We start from the raw sequence: 17,695 nt of genomic DNA on the forward strand, positions 1-17,695 counted from the left end.
AGGTCGTCAATTATGACGACCTTTTTTATTGTGGCGACCGGAGCAGGCCGCCATGTCACGAGCTGTGCCGAATCGCAGTTAAACCAGATTCACCGTTACGCCGTCCTGCACCAGCAACTCGGCGTCGCCGTGGCTGAACACGTGGTACTGGCTGCCGGCGATGGTGACGGTGCCGGTTTGCTGCGTCCAGCCGCTGACCGCTTCGCCTTCCGGCAGGATGTCGCTAAGCTGCACTGTTTCGCAGGCATGATTATCAATCATTAACTGGGTCTTACCATTGTCGATAAACAAATCCTGTTGTCCTTGCTCAAGGATTTTATCTGGATCAATTTGTAATAAACTATTGATGGCATCGTCATGCAGTTCATCAATCTGATTAATCGTTGAAGTAACAATCGGAACGGCTTTTTGCCATATAAAATTATCTAAATACAATCCTCCTAAGTCACGCACCTCAATATCAAACTTAGTAAATAACCCTTCATCGATAGAGAACTTATGGTGCAATACCCCTTCTGGTACGGAAACTTTTTCTGAATGTATGATGTTATTATCTTTGTCATAAAAATTTATTATGTAATAGCCTTTATTTCCACCTATAACGTTCAATTCTAAAATTTTCGATGGTGGGACAGTGAACTCTGCTTTAGAGTTTTCTCTCATTATAAGATTATTGCCCGTGTAAGCTTGATTGCCGACATAATAATAGTGGTTTGATAGTTGTACAACTCCGGCTAAAGGCTTCATAGCAAAATCACTTTTGAAATTATATTTGCTGTATAAGTTAAATTGACTGCCAACCCCTACACTAGGATAAGGTTTAGGTATGTGGCTTCCTAAAGATGATGGTAAACCCTCAAAATTACAACCGCTATTAACGTAATTGTATTGCTGTATATTTATAACATAGCTATCGCTGGTTTTATCGCTATCTATCGTCGAGACCGTAAACGCCCACGAGCCGAATTTAAGCGGTGGAGGGGTATAATTCCAGTCGCCTTTGTCGTTTGAGAAGACAGAAACTGTAAATGTGTCCTTACCGTCTGTATATTTGATAACCACAGTACTATTTGCTTCCGCAACGCCAGAAAGAGTGGGAGTTCGATCATCGGTTTCCCCGCCATTACGGATTATGCCTGTTGATGTTCCCTCATCATCCCAAACAGATGTGATTTTCGGCACTATTGTGCCAGTTGTTATAATCTGCAATTCGAAGGTTTTACCAGAGGGAGTATATGTGGCGGAAGTCCCTGACTGGAATTCATAAAGGCCCTCTGTCAAATTTTTACTTTCATAAGTCCACGTTCCATCTGCTTTAGTTATTACGCTACCCAATAAGTCCCACATACCGGTTACGTTGCGATAGTGTATATAGACAATATTATTAGCTTCGGCACGGCCGTATAAAGTAGGAGTCGTATCGTCGGTAATCGCACCAGAACTGAGCATACCGGTAGACGGACCAAAATCGTCGTAAGCATGAGTAATCTCAGTGCGAGTAGATGCCGATAGATCAATATTAAGTATGAACCCGTCAGTCCAGCCGCTGCTGTCATTGGCTCGGAACTCCCAGGTACCGGCACTCAGCGCCGGATTCGGTGTCCAGCTCCAGCGGCTACCGTCCATCACTGCGTTGCCTGCATCGATCCATTCGCCTTTATCATTTCGATACTGGATTCTCACCGTGCTACCTGCTGGTGCGTTACCGCAAAGCTCTGGTGTGGTGTCATCAGTCAGCCCGCCGCTTTTCAATTCGCCAGTTGCATTGCCGACATTATCTATTGCGTGAGTGATTTCCAGAATGGCGCCGGGATCGGGCGGGGTTGAGCCATCTTTTCCGATGATGATACTAAAAACATCCGAAACCTCACCCTCGCGCACCTTACCTGCAAAGGTTTCACTCGCCACCAGCGTCAAATCATGCTGGCCGTCGGTAAGGTCAACCTCCGGCTCGATCTTCCACATCCCGGTATTTTCATCCGCCTTCGCGCTGCCGATAACCGTACTGCCTTCTTTCAGGTAAACAATCACGCCTTTTTCCGCGATACCGGTCAGGGTCGGGCGGCGGTCGTCGGTCATCTTGCCAGAATCGAAGCTGCCGGTGATGTCACCCTGATCGTCGTACATGTTCAGCAGCGTCGGCGCTACTGGCGGCGTGGTATCAACAATCAGCGTACGCAGACTGGGCGTACTGACGTTGCCGGCCTTATCAACCGACTGGAAAGACATGTTGTAGTAACCATCCTCCAGCGGCGTTGCAGGTGTCCAGCTCCAGTAGCCGTTGGCAGGGTCGATATCTACCGTAAAGGTCTCTTTGCCGACGGTAATCAGCATGGTGCCGCCCTTACCGATTTCTGAATTTGCATAGCCAAAAAACGTGGGGGTGTTGGTGTCGCGCTCGAGGTATTTCACCTCTTCATAATTGAACAGTTCCATGGAGATTATTCCTGTGTTTTTTTACGTCGGGTCCACCGCAGCGAGGGCCGCTGCGCCTTGTTACAAAGAGCGCATTTTGTAATAGATGATGTAACACGCCGTATGAGATGCGTCCCGAAGGGAGAAAAATCCGAACGGATTAAAAACAGAGGAAAAGGAGAAGATGATGCCGTGCTGCACGCACGGCATCGGGGGATTACACCAGCTCGATTTTCACGCCGTCCTGTACCAGCAACTCGGCGTCGCCGTGGCTGAACACGTGGTACTGGCTGCCGGCGATGGTGACGGTGCCCGCCTGCTGCGTCCAGCCGCTGACCGCTTCGCCTTCCGGCAGAATGTCGCTGAGCTGCACGCTGTCGCCGGCCTGGCCGCTGACGCGCAGCTGGGTTTTGCCGTCGTCAATGAACAGGCCCTGCTGACCGGCTTCCACCACGTCGCTGAGCGTCAGGCCGAGCGGGGCGAGCGCGTTGATTTCCACCTCGCCCGGTGGCGTGGCGTCCACGACGATGCTGTACGCCGGCAGGCCAGCGTCGTAAGCGCCGTAGCTGACGCTGAGGCTGTGCGAGTCATCGCTGAGCTCTGGCGTGATAAAGCGCCAGTTGCCGTCTGCGCCGACCTGCACGCTGCCGATCAGCGTGCTGCCGTCGTAGACGTTGAGCACGCTGTTGGCCTCGGCGACGCCGCTCAGCTCCGGCTGGCGGTCATTAGTGATGCCGCCGTTGCTGACTTCGCCGATATACAGCGCCACGTCGTCATACACGCGGAGGATTTCTGGCGTGTGCTGGCCGCCCGGCATCAGGACCAGCTCAAACGTATCGCTCCACTGGCTGTCGCCCTGCGCCTGCGCGGCAAACGACCAGACGCCGTACTCCAGCGCCGGCGGCGTGAAGCTCCAGTTGCTGTCCGCGCCTACGGTTACCACCGCCGAATGGGTGAACTCGCCAAAGGCACCGTAGCGCACCACCACGTTACTGTTGGCTTCGCCGCGCCCGCTCAGGGTTGGCGTGGTGTCATCGGTGAGCGCGCCGCTCAGCAGCGTGCCGGTGACCGGGCCAAAGTCGTCAGTGGCGTGGGTCAGCGTGGCGTGCAGCGCGTCGCTGCCGGCGAAGGCGATGTCGAGCGTAAAGCTGTCGCTCCAGCTGCCTTCCTGACCGGCGCGAAACTCCCAGCTGCCGGCGTCCAGCTCAGCCGGTGGCGTCCAGCTCCAGCGGGAGCCGTCCATCTGCGCCGCGCCGCCGTCGACCCATTCGCCGCTGGCGTTACGGTACTGCACGAAAACCGTGCTGCCCGCCGGGGCGCTGCCGTGCAGCTGCGGCGTGGCGTCGTCGGTGAGCGCGCCGCTCAGCAGCGAACCGGTGACCGGGCCGGCATCATCCACCGCGTGGGAAATGACCGTGGCGGCAGACCCGTCGCGGCCAATCAGCAATTCGAACGGTTCAGACGGTTCGCCCTCGCGCAGCTTGCCGTTGAAGGTTTCGACCGCCACCAGCGTCAGCTGATGGGTGCCGTCGCTCAGGTCGGCGTGCGGCTCCAGCGTCCAGATACCGGTGGTGGCGTCGGCCTGCGCGCTGCCGATCACCGTGTCGCCCTCTTTGAGGTACACCACGGTGCCCTTTTCCGCGACGCCGGTCAGGGTCGGGCGGCGGTCGTCGGTCATGCGTCCGGCGTCGAAGCTGCCGGTGATGTCGCCCTGGTCATCGTACATATTGAGCAGGCGCGGCGCGTCCGGCGCCGTGTAGTCGACCACCTGAATAAACTGGGCGGGATTACCAATGTTGCCGGCGGCGTCAATCATGCGCACCGACACGATGTGTTCGCCCGGCGTCCAGTCGGCGGGCGGTGTCCAGCTCCAGCGGCCCTCTGCGTCGACCTTGACGGTGTACGGCGGCTGGCCATCAATAGCGATTTCCGCGAAGCCGTTGCGCGCCTGCGGACTGGTGCCGCTGTAGCCGCGGCGCGGATCGTCGGTGTAGCGGTAAGATGCATTAAGAATCTGGTTCATGATGGCTCTCCCTTACACCAGCTCGGTTTTCACGCCGTCCTGCACCAGCAGCTCAGCGTCGCCGTTGCTCCAGACGTGGTACTGGGTGCCGGCAATGGTGACGGTGCCGGCCTGCTCGGCCCAGCCGTTTTGCTCACTGCCCTCCGGCAGGATGTCTTCGAGGCGCACGGTATCGCCCTGATTGCCGTTAACGATAATTTGTTTAGTGGCATCATCAATCGCCAGGTTCTCACTGCCGTGCCTCAGCACATCCTGCAGGCTCAGCGTCAGAGCGTTATTGCCGGCGTTGTCCATCTGGATCACGCTGGTTTTGCTGCCGTCCTCCACCTGGTCGGCAAAAATCACCGTCTGATCCTCGCTGTTGACCAGCAGCTGATAGAGCTGATTATCGGCGTCGAAAACCTGGATCGGATCATAGAGGTCGTTTTCGTCAAACAGGTACAGTTTGCCGCCGTTGGTATTGACTTCCGGATGGACGTATTCGCCCCACTTGATGTTGTCAATGGTAATGCCGGCATCACTATCATCACTTGTTCCCTCCTGACCCATTACAAAATCGATATGACCAATCTTTTTACCCGGTGGTGCGATAAACTGATAGGTGTCAGGAGGTGTTGCTGTTCTGGAACCCACGATTGCAATCATTTCACGGTAGAGAATTTCACCCGTGGTTGAATAGACAATGATTTCATGCTGATTGGCAGAATTAACCGCGGTTAGTGCGAATTCGACCTTTTCCGTACTGCCAAAGTCATACGTGTAAGTGGAGTTATCGCCTAATAAAAAAGCACGATGTTCACCACCGTCATTAAAAACTCTTGAGGTGTTTAATTCGGATTTTACACCCTCATGCGCTTTTCCGGAAAATTTCACACCACCCGATAACGTGTTAACTCGGGTCATGTCGAACTTGTAGTCAACGGTATATTGATCGAATGATTCCAGGCCAGAATCGACGTTTACACCCCATGCGATGTGATCGATGGAAAACCCACCATCTATAGGGTTTTCGACACCTGTATCATCTCCAACAATAAATTCAATATGTGAAATTGATTTCCCTGTTTGTGCAACATACTCAAACTTACTGTAGTCAATACCGACAGATTTTAGTGATTCTTCAAAGAGTATCTCACCAGAAGTAGAAAAAATCTTGATTTTATGACGGTTGGAGTAAAAAACGTTGTGATAATCAAATGATATTTTATCGGTTGGTCCAAGAGTTATTTCATAGGTGGAGTTGTTTTTAAAATATAATGATTTGTAGGATTTCGACTTGGCATTGTCATAAACCTCTGCTTCAGTGCCTTTCACGGTTTTGAAAATCAAACCACTGCCGAGTTTATCTGCTTTTCCCAGAGGGAATTTATATGCTGCTTCATAGCTATCGAAAGCTTCAAAGCCATGGCTACCATGTGTGATATCATCATTCGCGTAACGTTTTGTTATGATGTTGTCAATCCCAAAAACATTTCTTGCGCTTTTTAAATGAAGCTCAACATAACTTATTTCAATCTCACCGGAGAAGAAGCGTAGCACTTCTCGGGCTTCATTACGTGTATCGGTGGCGTATACGCGGCCAATCTCTTTACCATTAGTATCATAAAAGCTAACGTATGAATCAGCTCCCTCCCAGTCTATGGCAGTTAGTTCAAAATAGTTAATTTTTTCAGCTAACATTATTTTCTGGACGGTTTCTATATTGAGATTCATATTATCAATGATAAGGCTTTTCCCATAAATAGCATTATCTTCAACACGTGTTTTCACCTTTTCCTGATTATTGAATTTGAAGTTGAGATCGCCATAAATGAAATCTTTAGTCATGTCTCCTGGGATTATTCTTTCAAAATCATAAGATTTGACAATTACTTCATGTTCAACAACTCGCAGCGCATAATCTGCACTATAGCTGTTGCCATTGGTGGTTTTCGCTCTGAAATCCCAGTTACCATATTCCAGCTCGTCTTTTGGCGTAAACGACCAGCGGCCATTCGCATCCGCAACCGTTGACCCGCTATGCCAGGTTTTGCCGTCGCGTGAGTACTCGACCTGTACAACCGCATTCGCCTCGGCATTGCCGCGCAGTTCCGGCTGAGTATCATTGGTCAGCCCGCCCGATTTCACCTCACCGGTGATTTTGCCCACATCATCCCAGGCCATAGATATTTCTGGGGCGACGCTGCCCGGCGCCACAATCTGCAGCCCAAACGGTTTACCGTTCGTATTACGTGTGCCAGACGTTCCCGCCTGGAACTCATATGTCCCCGGAGAAAGACGGTCAGTCTCATACTCCCAGTGACCATCGGCGCCGGCTGTCACGCTGTCCAGCAGTTCCCATGCGCCCAGCACATTGCGATAGTGTATATACACCAGGCTGTTAGATTCGGCGCGGCCGTGCAGGTTTGGCGTACGGTCATCGGTAATCGCGCCGTTGCCCAGCGTGCCGGTGAACGGGCCAAAGTCATCGTAAGCGTGAGTGATTTCCGTTTTTGCCGCCGGTGCGAGATCGATATCCAGCTTAAATTCGTCGGTCCAGCCGCTGCCGGCGTTGGCGCGGAATTCCCAGTTACCGGCACCCAGCGCCGGGTTTGGCGTCCAGCTCCAGCTGGTGCCGTTCATTACCGCATTGCCGCCATCGATCCATTCACCTTTATCGTTGCGGTACTGAATGCGCACCACGCTGCCTTCCGGCGCGCTGCCGCGCAGCTCTGGCGTGGTGTCATCGGTGATGCCGCCGCTTTTCAGTGAGCCGGTCAGGCTGCCAGCATTATCGATAGCCTCAATGATTTTGGCCACGCCGCCCGGATCGCCCGGCACGTCGCCGTCTTTACCGATGGTAATGTTAAACTCATCGGATACTTTGCCCTCGCGTACCTTACCGGCGAAGGTTTCCGCCGCCACCAGCGTCAGGTTGTGACGGCCATCCGCCAGGTCCACATTCGGTTCCAGCGTCCACAGACCGGTTTTCTCGTCGGCTTTGGCGCTGCCGATCACGGTGTTGCCCTCTTTCAGATACACCACGGTGCCTTTTTCGGCGATGCCGGTCAGGGTCGGGCGGCGATCGTCAGTCATTTTACCGGCGTCAAAGCTGCCGGTAATGGCGCCCTGATCGTCGTACATGTTCAGCAACGTCGGTGCGACTGGCGGCGTGGTGTCGACGATCAGCGTGCGCTGTGACGGCGTACTGAGGTTACCGGCGGTGTCGATGGTCATAAAGGAGATGCTGTATTCACCGTCGGCCAGCGCTTCTGGTGGCGTCCACTTCCAGCTGCCGTCCTGCGGGTTGATGTCGACAAAGAAATTCCTGTCGCCAAGCGTAATCATTACCTGGCCGCCTTTGCCCACTTCTGAATCGATTTTACCGAAAAACGTTGGGGTGTTGGTGTCGCGCTCGAGGTACTTCACCTCTTTAAAATCAAACAGATCCATGGGATTTTTCCTGTGTTTTACGTTGGGTCTATTGCAGCAAAGCCCGCTGCGCCGGGTTATAAAGGGCGCATTTTGTAATAGATGACGTAAAACGCTGTATGAGACCTGTCCCGAAGAGAGAAAAGTCCGAACGGGTGAAAAGCCGGGGAAAGAGGGCAGGATGATGCCGTGCTACGCGCACGGCATCGGGGGGTTACACCAGTTGCAATTGCACGCCGTCCTGCACCAGCAGTTCGGCATCGCCGTGACTCCAGACGTGATATTGCGTACCGGCGATGGTCAGGGTGCCGGTCTGCTGCGTCCAGCCATCGACCGCTTCGCCTGCCGGCAGAATATCCTGCAGCTGCACGCTGTCGCCCGGCTTGCCGTTCACCAGCAGATGGGTACTGTCATCCTCAATGAACAGCCCTTTGCCGCCTTCGCTCAGTAACTGGTGCAGCGTCAGCGCGTCCGGCTGGGCTTCATCCTGCGCCTGCAGATCGAACGCGGCGTCAGGGCTGACGTCGAGCACGAATTTGCTGCTCCAGTTGCTCTTCATCTCACCGGTCGAGGCGCGCGCCTGATATTCCCACACGCCAGGCTGATGCAGATACGGCGAGGTGAAGCTCCATTTGCCGTCGGCATCGACCAGCACGCTGCCGGCGTGGCGCAGGCCTTCACCCTGCACGCCATATTCGATCTCAATCACCTGGCCCGGCGTGCCGCTGCCGTGCAGCGTTGGCGTGGTGTCATCGGTTGAGTCGTGCTGATAAACCGGCCCCTGCAGCGGGCCCGCGTTGTCCCAGGCGTAGTCGATAGTCGGTTCCAGCGGCGCGCCGGGGATCACCAGCAGTTCAAACTTATCGCTCCACGCGCTGGCTTTACCATCGGCCACGCCGCGCGAGCGGAAACCCCATTCGCCAAAATAGGTCAGTTCGAAGCCGGCGAACTGCCAGTTGCCCTGCGCATCGACCGTCACGCTGCCCGCGCTGTGCCAGCCGCTGTTACTCAGGTTGTACTCAATCTCAACGATGCTGCCCGGCGCACCGCGACCTTCCAGCACCGGCGTTTTATCGTCGGTGGTGCCGCGATGGTACACCTGGCCGGTATGGGCGCCGGTATCGTCACGCGCACAGTCGATAGCCGGACGCAGATTCTCCAGCGCCGACATATTAAGGCTGAAATCCGGGCGGTAGTCGTCTTTGCTGTTCTCGTAGGAGGCATAGAAGGTGTAGATGCCGTCACCGCTGATCATCGCGCGTGACTGAATTACCCAGTCGCCGTTGGCATCGGTTTTAACGCTGCCTTTATAGCCGATGCCGCCGTGATCGTTCTGCGCGAACAGATAAACGATGCTGTTCGGCTCCGCGCGGCCCACGATCAGCGGCGAGAAGTCGTCGGTGGTGGAACCGCTGGCGAGCTGGCCCTGTACGGTGCCGACATCGTCAATCGCGTAGCTGATGGTCGGCGGCACCGGTCCGCTCTCAACCACGGTGACGTCGAAGTGGTTAGAGGGTTCGCTGACGCGGCCAAACTCGTCGGTCGCGGTGACGGTTAGCTGATGCCCGCCCGCGCCCAGCAGCGGCTCCAGCGACCATTCGCCGCTTTTACTGGCCACGGTGCTGCCAATCAGCCTGTCGTGATCGTACAGCCGCACCGTGCTGCCCGGCAGCGCATAGCCCTGCACTTTGGGTGTGGTGTCATCAATGGTGTGACCGCGCCCGACCGGGCCGGTTTCGCTGCCGACGTCGTCAAACAGCGCGGTGATCGCCGGTTTGTCCGGCACCGAGAGTGCGACGTCAACAGAGAACGGATGCGGCTCACCGCTGTCGCCGATGCACGCCACCATGTCGTGGCTGCCTTCGCTCAGCGAGAACGGCGGCTGAAATGACCAGCTGCCGTCGGCGGCAATCGGCGTGCTGTAGCGGTGATCGTTGATAATGAATTCAATGATTTCACCGGCCTGCGCCGGCAGGCTGCCGCTCAGCAGCGGATAAGGTGTGCCCACTCGCAAGGTATTAATGGATGAAAAGGGGTCAAAGCTGAGAGGTGTTAGCATAAGTATTCTCCACCAAAATCATCAACGGCGTGATTACCGTTGCCTGCCCAGCATAACGGGGGAGGGGATGGCGGCATGTACCAGAATCGTCTCGTTTCTAAGACTGATCTTAATAAGTTCTGCTAATGAAAAGCGCATTAAAAAGAGTGGGATATGGCTCATGATATTGCTTGTTGAGGTTTGATATCGCTGAATTTATGTCACTAGTAAAGTCGATAGTCTGTGCTGCACCTGTCACCTGGAAAGCCCAGAATTATTAACTTTCCTCATAAGCTGATCGGACCGGCCGTGTTAACTATTTGTTACCTTTGTTTGTACTTTTGTAAAGTGCAATGGTGAACAGGATCACATCTATTCACGCGCCGGCAGGCTAAAACAGGAGAAAAACCAGGAAGGACGATATGAGCTCAAGTCACGCTTTACAAAAGTCATCGCAGGGCGGTGCCAAAACCATCTTTAGCGTTACCAGCGGTAACTTCCTTGAGATGTACGATTTTATGGTGTTTGGCTACTACGCCACCGCCATTGCAAAAACCTTTTTCCCGGGCGACGATCCGTTTGCCTCGCTGATGCTGACGCTGATGACCTTTGGCGCCGGCTTCCTGATGCGTCCGCTCGGGGCGATTATACTGGGGGCCTACATTGACCATCACGGCCGGCGTAAAGGGCTGCTGCTGACGCTCGGCCTGATGGCGCTCGGTACGCTGACTATCGCGCTGGTACCAGGCTACGCCACGCTGGGCGCGGCGGCTCCGATTCTGATTCTGCTGGGTCGCCTGCTGCAGGGTTTCTCGGCGGGCGTGGAGCTGGGCGGCGTCTCGGTTTATCTGTCTGAAGTGGCTCCCAAAGGCCGTAAAGGCTTTTACGTCAGCTGGCAGTCGGGCAGTCAGCAGGTAGCGGTAATCTTTGCCGCGCTGCTGGGGCTGGGGCTTAATCATCTGCTGGCGAAGGACGCGGTGACCGAATGGGGCTGGCGTATTCCGTTTGTGGTCGGTTGTCTGATTGTGCCGTTCCTGTTCTGGATTCGCCGCATGCTGGAAGAGACCGAAGCCTTCAGCCAGCGCAAATCGCACCCGTCGATGGGCCAGATTGTGCGTTCCGTGGGACAGAACTGGGCGCTGGTGCTGGCCGGCATGCTGATGGTGGTCACCACCACGGTGATGTTCTACATGATTACCGCGTTCACCCCGACCTTTGGTAAAACCGTGCTGATGATGAGTGACAAGCAGAGCTTCCTCGTTACGCTGTTTGTCGGCATCTCTAACCTGTTCTGGCTGCCGGTGATGGGCGCGCTGTCGGACCGCGTTGGGCGGCGGCCGCTGCTGATTACCTTTACCGTGTTGATGATCCTGACAACCTGGCCGGTGCTGCACGGGCTGGTGGGATCGCCGACCTTTGCGCACCTGGTGGAAGCGGAGCTGTGGTTATCGTTCCTGTACGCCAGCTATAACGGCGCGATGGTGGTATATCTGGCGGAGATCATGCCGGCTGAAGTGCGCGCTTCGGGCTTTTCGCTGGCCTACAGCCTGGCGACCGCGCTGTTTGGTGGTTTTACGCCGGCGATTTCGAGCTATCTGATTCATGCTACAGGCGATAAAGCGATGCCGGGCGTCTGGCTGTCGTTTGCCGCAGTGTGCGGCCTGGTGGGCACGCTGCTGATTGGCCGCATGGTGAAACAGTACCAGGCGCGGCACAGCGCAACGGTAGTGGGCGCGTCGCTGTAGTTCGAGTTGGTATGCGCTGGGCCTCACTTTAACTTTCTCCCACTTGCCCTCACCCTAACCCTCTCCCGCACGCGGGAGAGGGAACCGCTCGGTGCGGGTTTGCAGACCTGCACTTCACCTCAACACTCGCTTGGTTGGCTCCTTCTCCCGCTGGCCCTCACCCTGACCCTCTCCCGCACGCGGGAGAGGGAACCGCTCGGTGCGGTTTCGCAAACCTGCGCTTCACCTAAACATCCACCCGGTCGGCTCCTTCTCCCGCTGGCGGGAGAAGGCGGGGGATGAGGGGGCAAGCCTGCTCCTGCTCTGCGCGCTGGCCCTCACCCTAACCCTCTCCCGCACGCGGGAAAGGGAACCGCTCGGTGCGGTTTCACCAACCTGCACTTCACCTCAACACCCGCTCGTTCGGCCCCTTCTCCCGCTGGCGGGAGAAGGCGGGGGATGAGGGGGCAAGCCTGCTCCTGCTCTGCGCGCTGGCCCTCACCCTGACCCTCTCCCGCACGCGGGAGAGGGAACCGCTCGGTGCGGTTTCGCAAACCTGCGCTTCACCTAAACATCCACCCGGTCGGCTCCTTCTCCCGCTGGCGGGAGAAGGCGGGGGATGAGGGGGCAAGCCTGCTCCTGCTCTGCGCGCTGGCCCTCACACTGACCCTCTCCCGCACGCGGGAGAGGGAACCGCTCGGTGCGGTTTCGCAGACCTGCACTTCACCTAAACATCCACCCGGTCGGCTCCTTCTCCCGCCAGCGGGAGAAGGCGGGGGATGAGGGTGCCAGCCAGCTCCCGTCTGCGCGCTGGCCCTCACCCTGGCCCTCTCCCGCACGCGGGAGAGGGAACCGCTCAGTGCGGTTTCGCAAACCTGCACTTCACCTCAACAACCGAGCGATCGGCCCCTTCTCCCGATGGCGGGAGAGGGAACCGTTCGGTGCGGTTTCACAGACCTGCGCTTCACCTCAACATCCGCGCGATCGGCCCCTTCTCCCGCTGGCGGGAGAAGGCGGGGGATGAGGGGGCAAGCCTGCTCCTGCTCTGCGCGCTGGCCCTCACACTGACCCTCTCCCGCACGCGGGAGAGGGAACCGCTCGGTGCGGTTTCGCAGACCTGCACTTCACCTAAACATCCACCCGGTCGGCTCCTTCTCCCGCCAGCGGGAGAAGGCGGGGGATGAGGGTGCCAGCCAGCTCCCGTCTGCGCGCTGGCCCTCACCCTGGCCCTCTCCCGCACGCGGGAGAGGGAACCGCTCAGTGCGGTTTCGCAAACCTGCACTTCACCTCAACAACCGAGCGATCGGCCCCTTCTCCCGATGGCGGGAGAGGGAACCGTTCGGTGCGGTTTCACAGACCTGCGCTTCACCTCAACATCCGCGCGATCGGCCCCTTCTCCCGCTGGCGGGAGAAGGCGGGGGATGAGGGTGCCAGCCAGCTCCCGTCCCACCCCGCTAAAACGCCACATCCACCACCACGCTATCGCTGTAATTCCCCGCTGCGGGCGTATTCTGCGTAGTCAGAATCTGCGCCGTATAGGTAAAATTGCGCGTCACGGTATCCGCGTTGAGCGATGTCGAGCTCGCGCTGCTCCAGCGGTCGCTGCCGCTCGGGCCCCAGCGATTAGTGGTGGTAGTACCTTTATAAATATCGTACGCCAGCCGGTTGGTGCCGCTCGCCATCTGGCGCGTGGTGCCGCTGAAATAGCTGCCATTACTCAGTCCTACCGTATACGTGCTGCCCTTTGAACACACCACGTTAATCGTCTGCTGCACAGTAGAAAAACTGCCGACCAGCGGCGCACTGCCGAAGCTGACGTTCGGCGCCGTAATCGTGGTGCAGTCGTTAGTGATCACCATATTCACGGTGATCGGCATCGCCGTCCCGCTGCTGCTCTGCACCGTACCAACGCACACGCCGGCCACGTTCAACCCGGCGCACACGTTATAACTCACCGTCAGCGTGATGGTGGTGGTGTAACTGCCGGCGGCAATCACCTGGCCAGGCACGGTGCGGAAATAGAGTGGAATGACAAAATTGAGGCTGTTGCCGAGCGCCAGCAGCGCGGAAGAGTTCCAGCGATAGCTGCCGCCCTGGCGCAGTTCGGTGGCACAAGCGCTGTCGATGCACAGCTGAATCGGCACGTTATCGGTGCCGCTGGCCGATGCCTTCATGGTGGCGCGCGTGCCGCTCAGGTAGTTGGCGGTGGTAAACGCATAGGCGACGTAATCGCTGCCCAGCAGGTTGAGCGTGCCGGTGCCGCAGTTAACGTTGGTGTTACTGGAAGTATTGACCGCCGTCGACTGCACGTAAAACGTGGTTTGCGTGCCAAAGCTGGCGCTGGGGGCCGAAAGCGAACAGAGCGCGTAGCTGCTGGCCGGCAGCAGCCACAGCAGCAAGAACAGAAATTTCCTCATGGCGAGATCCCTGACTGTGAGTTGTTGGCGGCATTCACTGCCATACCGGGCGCGGCAGGTGGCAGCGGGCAGGTGAGTGGACCGTAAGTCTGCAGCGCTTTAGGCTGCCCCTCAGCAATAGCCAGCGTGGTCTCGCACTGGCGGCCGTCCGGCGTCACCACGCGCATCGGGTTGCTGGCGCTGAGATCTTCCATCCACACGAGGCCGTCCCAGCCGACATATTCGGTGGCGCGATCGCGGCGCAACACCTGGCTGGAGACCGGCAGCGGCTGGCCGTTGCTGTCGTGCAGGATCACGCTGGCGGCGCGCAGGCGCTCCACCGGGAAATTCAGCAGATAGCCACTTTTGCGCTTCACCGCGAAGCGCTGCTCCACTCTCGGCGCGGTCATGTCAGCCGGCAGATCGAGGGTATCGATATCGTACTTCGCGCCGTAATAGCTGCTGATGGACGGCACTAGCAAATAGCCAGCGTCATCGGTGCGGCCCATCGTCTGGTTTTCGTAGCGCACCGTCACGTCCGGATAGCGGGTTTTCACTACCACAAAGGCATCGTTGATGTTGTTGGCGGCGAACACATGGTTGTCCATCAGCACCAGCGAGCCGGTGAAATCAGCCCACTGCGTGGTGTTGTCATCGTCGCCGTAAAAGCCAGCGGAAGTATCGATCTTGTTGTTGCGATAGCGCAGGCTGCCCTGACGATAATCGCCGCTGTCGCCGCCCTGATGCGCCCATGACGCATCGTAAGCAAAACCGCCGTCGCTCGGCATGGCGCGCGACACGTACAGGCGCTGATTGCTTTGTCCCTGCTGATCGCGCTCGACGCTGATCGATGCGCTGCTCTGTTCGCCAAACGGAATCACCAGCGAAATCGCGCCGCTCCAGTCGCCCTGTTGCTGGTCGCGGCTGGCGGAGATGTACAGACTGCTGTTGCCCCACAGGTTTTTACTCCACGATAAATTCCACAGGCGGGTGCGATCGCCGCTGCCGCCGGCGATGTCCAGATACGCCAGACCGAGGCTGCCGTACTGGCTGAGCGACAGGCTGGCGGTGTACTGCGCGCTGCGTCTGGCGAGCGAATAGCTGGTATTGGCGCTGTCGCCGCGGCTGCCGACCAGCGCCAGGTTGCCGAAATCCGCGCTGCGCAGCGTGTGCTGGGTGCCGAGGCTGAACCAGCTGTTGTTGTACTGGTAACCCCAGCTGTACTGGGTGCCGGGCCTGCCGTCCAGCTGGCTCTGCGCCAGCGCGGCGTTGATGACGCCCAGGCTGCCCAGCTTCACCAGCGCGCCGGCACCGCCCATCGCCACGTCGCTGCTGCCTTCGGCATGCGATTCCAGCGTCAGCCAGTCGCGCAGGCCGTAACGATAGGATCCGCTGGCCGCCGCTGCGCCGTAATCAAAGTTTTTGATGCCGTAGTTCTCGCGAATCGCCCCGGCGGAGAAGGCGTAATCGGACAGGCCGGTTTTCAACAGGCTGCTGGAGACGTAGAACGGCAGCGTTGTCGTCACCTGACGACCGACCGCGTCGGTGGTGGTGATCACCGCATCGCCCGCCCCGTTAACGAACGGCACATTGGTCAGCGACCACGGCCCCGGCTGAACGTTGGCCTGCGCGCTGCGATAGCCATTGATAAACAGATCGACTGACGACGGCACCGCCGCCTGGCCGCTAAAGGCCGGCAGCGGGTAGGTGACCAGATCCGGTCGCACGCTGAAGTCACGCGCGATCTGCACGCCGCCAAGGCGCACGCTGTTGCTCCAGCCCAGCGCATCCGTAATCAGATCGCCGGCGCGCCAGCTCAGCGCGGCGCTCTCGTTCTCGTTGCTGTACCAGGTGTCGTAGCGAATGTAACCCTGCTGCTGGCCGCTGGTGTCGCCCGCAAGTTGCTGGATATAGACACCGTTGCTGGAGAACTGGCCGGCCGGGCCGAACAGGCGCAGCTCGTTCCAGCTGGAGAGACGCGAACCGGCGTTGTCGGTGCGCGTGGCGTAGAGGTCGTAGTTGAGCAGCGCGCCGTTGCTGGCCTGGCCGGGGTAGCGCGGGCCGTTTTGCGGCTGACCAAGCGTCTGCTCCGGCAGCCAGGCGGGCGGTACCGTCAGCAGCAGGCGCTGACGGCGTTCATCGTATTCCACTTTAACCTCACCCAACTGACCGGGAGCGACCTGTTCGCCAGCCAGCTTCGCCGCCGGAATGCCGGCGCGCTGCAGATCGCCGCTGCGCAGCCAGAACTCACCGTCGCGCCGCTCGACCGGCACAATCTCGCCCCGTTCGCGCTGGTTCACCACCAGTTCCAGCATGTATTGCTGGCCGCTGGCGCTGTGGCTGACGGCAGGCGGCGGTGGCAGCTCAGAGAAAGTCTCTGCGCTGCTCAGCGGGGAAAAACACAGCACGCTGGTCACCGCCAGCGCGCAGGGAGGCGGCGTCAGCTTCATCAGCGCGCGGTAGCGCTGCGCCAGTGAGTTTTATTCACCTCGGCCGCGAGTTCACCGCTCACCGGGCTGTTCAGCGGCCAGCGGTGGCTGCTGTTAGCCAGCACATAGCCAAACAGGCCGTTGCCGAGCGCGCGACCGCCGACGGTGACGTTGCTCAGGCGCGCGTGGCCGTTGCCGCGATTGGTTAGCTCCAGCCAGCGTTTGCCGTCGCGGCTGACCTGACGCCAGCTAAGATCGGCTTTGGCGCTGTCGCGCGTCAGGCCATCGCCATAGACAAACAGCGGCACCGAGTAGCGCATCTGAAACGTCAGCCCGGCCTGATTCTCGCCCGGCGAGCGCGGCGTCGGGATCTCATCCAGCACCACGCGATAGGCTTGCTCCACGCCCGCGGGCGGCGCGCTCTGGCGAATCAGGCGCACCAGTTGTTTCTGCCCCGGTTCCAGCCGCACCATCGGCGGGCTGGCGACCACCTGCTGCTGCGTTTGATACTGCTCCTGGCCGTCAATCTGCTGCCAGTTGAAGATGCGCACCTGCATGATGGTGGTGGCGTTACCGCGATTCTCCAGCCACAGTTCGCTGGCTTTTTCCTGTGGGTTGATGGCGGGATCGATCGGCCAGATCATCAGCGAGTTGGCGGCGAAGCTGGCGGGCGACAGGGCCAGAAGAAACCATAGAAGCAGGGCGCGCAGGCTCATCATCATTCATCCTTTTTATGCTGCCGTCACCAGCTCAGGGTGACGGTTAACGTATCGGTATAGGTCCCGGCGCGCGTCGGGCCGGGCAGGGTTAACAGGCCATAAATCGGCAGCACGATGTTATTGGCGTTGCTGTAACTCAGCGCCACCGGCGAGTTAACCGGAATCGCCGTGGTGTGCGCTGCGTTGGTATACAGGCTGTACGCCACGGTATCGGTGTTACTGGTGTGTTTGAGATTGCGGCTGCTGGTGTAATTGCTGCCGCCATTGATACTCATGCTGAGGGCGGTACCCGGCGTGCAGGCGAGGGTGAGGGTGGTGCTTTGCACGTAGCTGGCACTGACGCTGCTGCTCGCCACGCCCGACTGGGTGCCAAAATTCAGCGTGCCAAACACGCCGGTATTGGTACCGGAGATCACGCAGCCTGCCACCACTGACGCAGAGACCTGGAAGGTGGCCGTCGGCAAACTCCAGGCCGGGACGCTCCCTATCAGCAGGGCCAGGCTGCCAGCACGCAGCAGCCAGACCATCCTTCTTACCCCA

9 protein-coding genes are annotated in these 17,695 nt (G+C 58.1%); 1 reads left to right on the top strand and 8 read right to left on the bottom strand.

The genetic code is table 11. The annotated features are described in order from the left end of the window. Nucleotides 1-78: 78 nt before the first annotated feature. The 4 genes from AC6I7J_RS02890 to AC6I7J_RS02905 all read right to left on the bottom strand — a co-directional run bounded on the left by AC6I7J_RS02890 (nucleotide 79) and on the right by AC6I7J_RS02905 (nucleotide 9,908). Nucleotides 79-2,436 (bottom strand): Ig-like domain-containing protein, encoded by a 2,358-nt coding sequence (locus tag AC6I7J_RS02890; RefSeq protein ID WP_498006731.1) that lies wholly within the window; start codon nucleotides 2,434-2,436, stop codon nucleotides 79-81. Nucleotides 2,437-2,632: 196 nt separating this feature from the next. Further along, nucleotides 2,633-4,438 (bottom strand): Ig-like domain-containing protein, encoded by a 1,806-nt coding sequence (locus tag AC6I7J_RS02895; RefSeq protein ID WP_498006733.1) that lies wholly within the window; start codon nucleotides 4,436-4,438, stop codon nucleotides 2,633-2,635. Between the two features lie 12 nt (nucleotides 4,439-4,450). Then, nucleotides 4,451-7,870, bottom strand: coding sequence for an Ig-like domain-containing protein (locus AC6I7J_RS02900; protein ID WP_498006735.1), 3,420 nt, complete (start codon nucleotides 7,868-7,870; stop codon nucleotides 4,451-4,453). 193 nt (nucleotides 7,871-8,063) lie between these two features. Continuing rightward, nucleotides 8,064-9,908 (bottom strand): Ig-like domain-containing protein, encoded by a 1,845-nt coding sequence (locus AC6I7J_RS02905; protein ID WP_498006737.1) that lies wholly within the window; start codon nucleotides 9,906-9,908, stop codon nucleotides 8,064-8,066. A gap of 401 nt (nucleotides 9,909-10,309) precedes the next feature. Here AC6I7J_RS02905 and AC6I7J_RS02910 point away from each other — a divergent pair, with 401 nt between their 5' ends. Next, on the top strand, nucleotides 10,310-11,632 hold the full coding sequence (locus tag AC6I7J_RS02910) for an MFS transporter (RefSeq protein ID WP_021509584.1): 1,323 nt from the start codon (nucleotides 10,310-10,312) through the stop codon (nucleotides 11,630-11,632). A gap of 1,433 nt (nucleotides 11,633-13,065) precedes the next feature. Here AC6I7J_RS02910 and AC6I7J_RS02915 read toward each other — a convergent pair. Genes AC6I7J_RS02915 through AC6I7J_RS02930 form a run of 4 tightly spaced genes read right to left on the bottom strand, consistent with a single transcriptional unit; the run spans nucleotide 13,066 to nucleotide 17,682 of the window. Beyond that, entirely contained in the window at nucleotides 13,066-14,028 is a 963-nt protein-coding gene (locus tag AC6I7J_RS02915; protein WP_211725075.1) for a Csu type fimbrial protein, read from the bottom strand. After that, entirely contained in the window at nucleotides 14,025-16,457 is a 2,433-nt protein-coding gene (locus tag AC6I7J_RS02920; protein ID WP_498006739.1) for a fimbria/pilus outer membrane usher protein, read from the bottom strand. Before AC6I7J_RS02920 ends, AC6I7J_RS02915 begins: the two co-directional genes overlap by 4 nt. Then, a complete protein-coding gene (locus AC6I7J_RS02925; protein WP_498007204.1) occupies nucleotides 16,457-17,155 on the bottom strand; it encodes a fimbrial biogenesis chaperone in 699 nt (232 codons plus the stop codon). Before AC6I7J_RS02925 ends, AC6I7J_RS02920 begins: the two co-directional genes overlap by 1 nt. Nucleotides 17,156-17,178: 23 nt before the next feature. Beyond that, complete coding sequence (locus AC6I7J_RS02930) at nucleotides 17,179-17,682, bottom strand: Csu type fimbrial protein (RefSeq protein WP_021509579.1); 504 nt, start codon at nucleotides 17,680-17,682, stop codon at nucleotides 17,179-17,181. Nucleotides 17,683-17,695 lie beyond the last annotated feature (13 nt).

The organism is Type-C symbiont of Plautia stali, from assembly GCF_059730935.1.

Bases quoted from the DNA above. Each gene is read 5' to 3' on its own strand.
- AC6I7J_RS02890 (WP_498006731.1), bottom strand. From the start codon at position 2,436: ATGGAACTGTTCAATTATGAAGAGGTGAAATACCTCGAGCGCGACACC.
- AC6I7J_RS02895 (WP_498006733.1), bottom strand. From the start codon at position 4,438: ATGAACCAGATTCTTAATGCATCTTACCGCTACACCGACGATCCGCGC.
- AC6I7J_RS02900 (WP_498006735.1), bottom strand. From the start codon at position 7,870: ATGGATCTGTTTGATTTTAAAGAGGTGAAGTACCTCGAGCGCGACACC.
- AC6I7J_RS02905 (WP_498006737.1), bottom strand. From the start codon at position 9,908: ATGCTAACACCTCTCAGCTTTGACCCCTTTTCATCCATTAATACCTTG.
- AC6I7J_RS02910 (WP_021509584.1), top strand. From the start codon at position 10,310: ATGAGCTCAAGTCACGCTTTACAAAAGTCATCGCAGGGCGGTGCCAAA.
- AC6I7J_RS02915 (WP_211725075.1), bottom strand. From the start codon at position 14,028: ATGAGGAAATTTCTGTTCTTGCTGCTGTGGCTGCTGCCGGCCAGCAGC.
- AC6I7J_RS02920 (WP_498006739.1), bottom strand. From the start codon at position 16,457: ATGAAGCTGACGCCGCCTCCCTGCGCGCTGGCGGTGACCAGCGTGCTG.
- AC6I7J_RS02925 (WP_498007204.1), bottom strand. From the start codon at position 17,155: ATGATGAGCCTGCGCGCCCTGCTTCTATGGTTTCTTCTGGCCCTGTCG.
- AC6I7J_RS02930 (WP_021509579.1), bottom strand. From the start codon at position 17,682: ATGGTCTGGCTGCTGCGTGCTGGCAGCCTGGCCCTGCTGATAGGGAGC.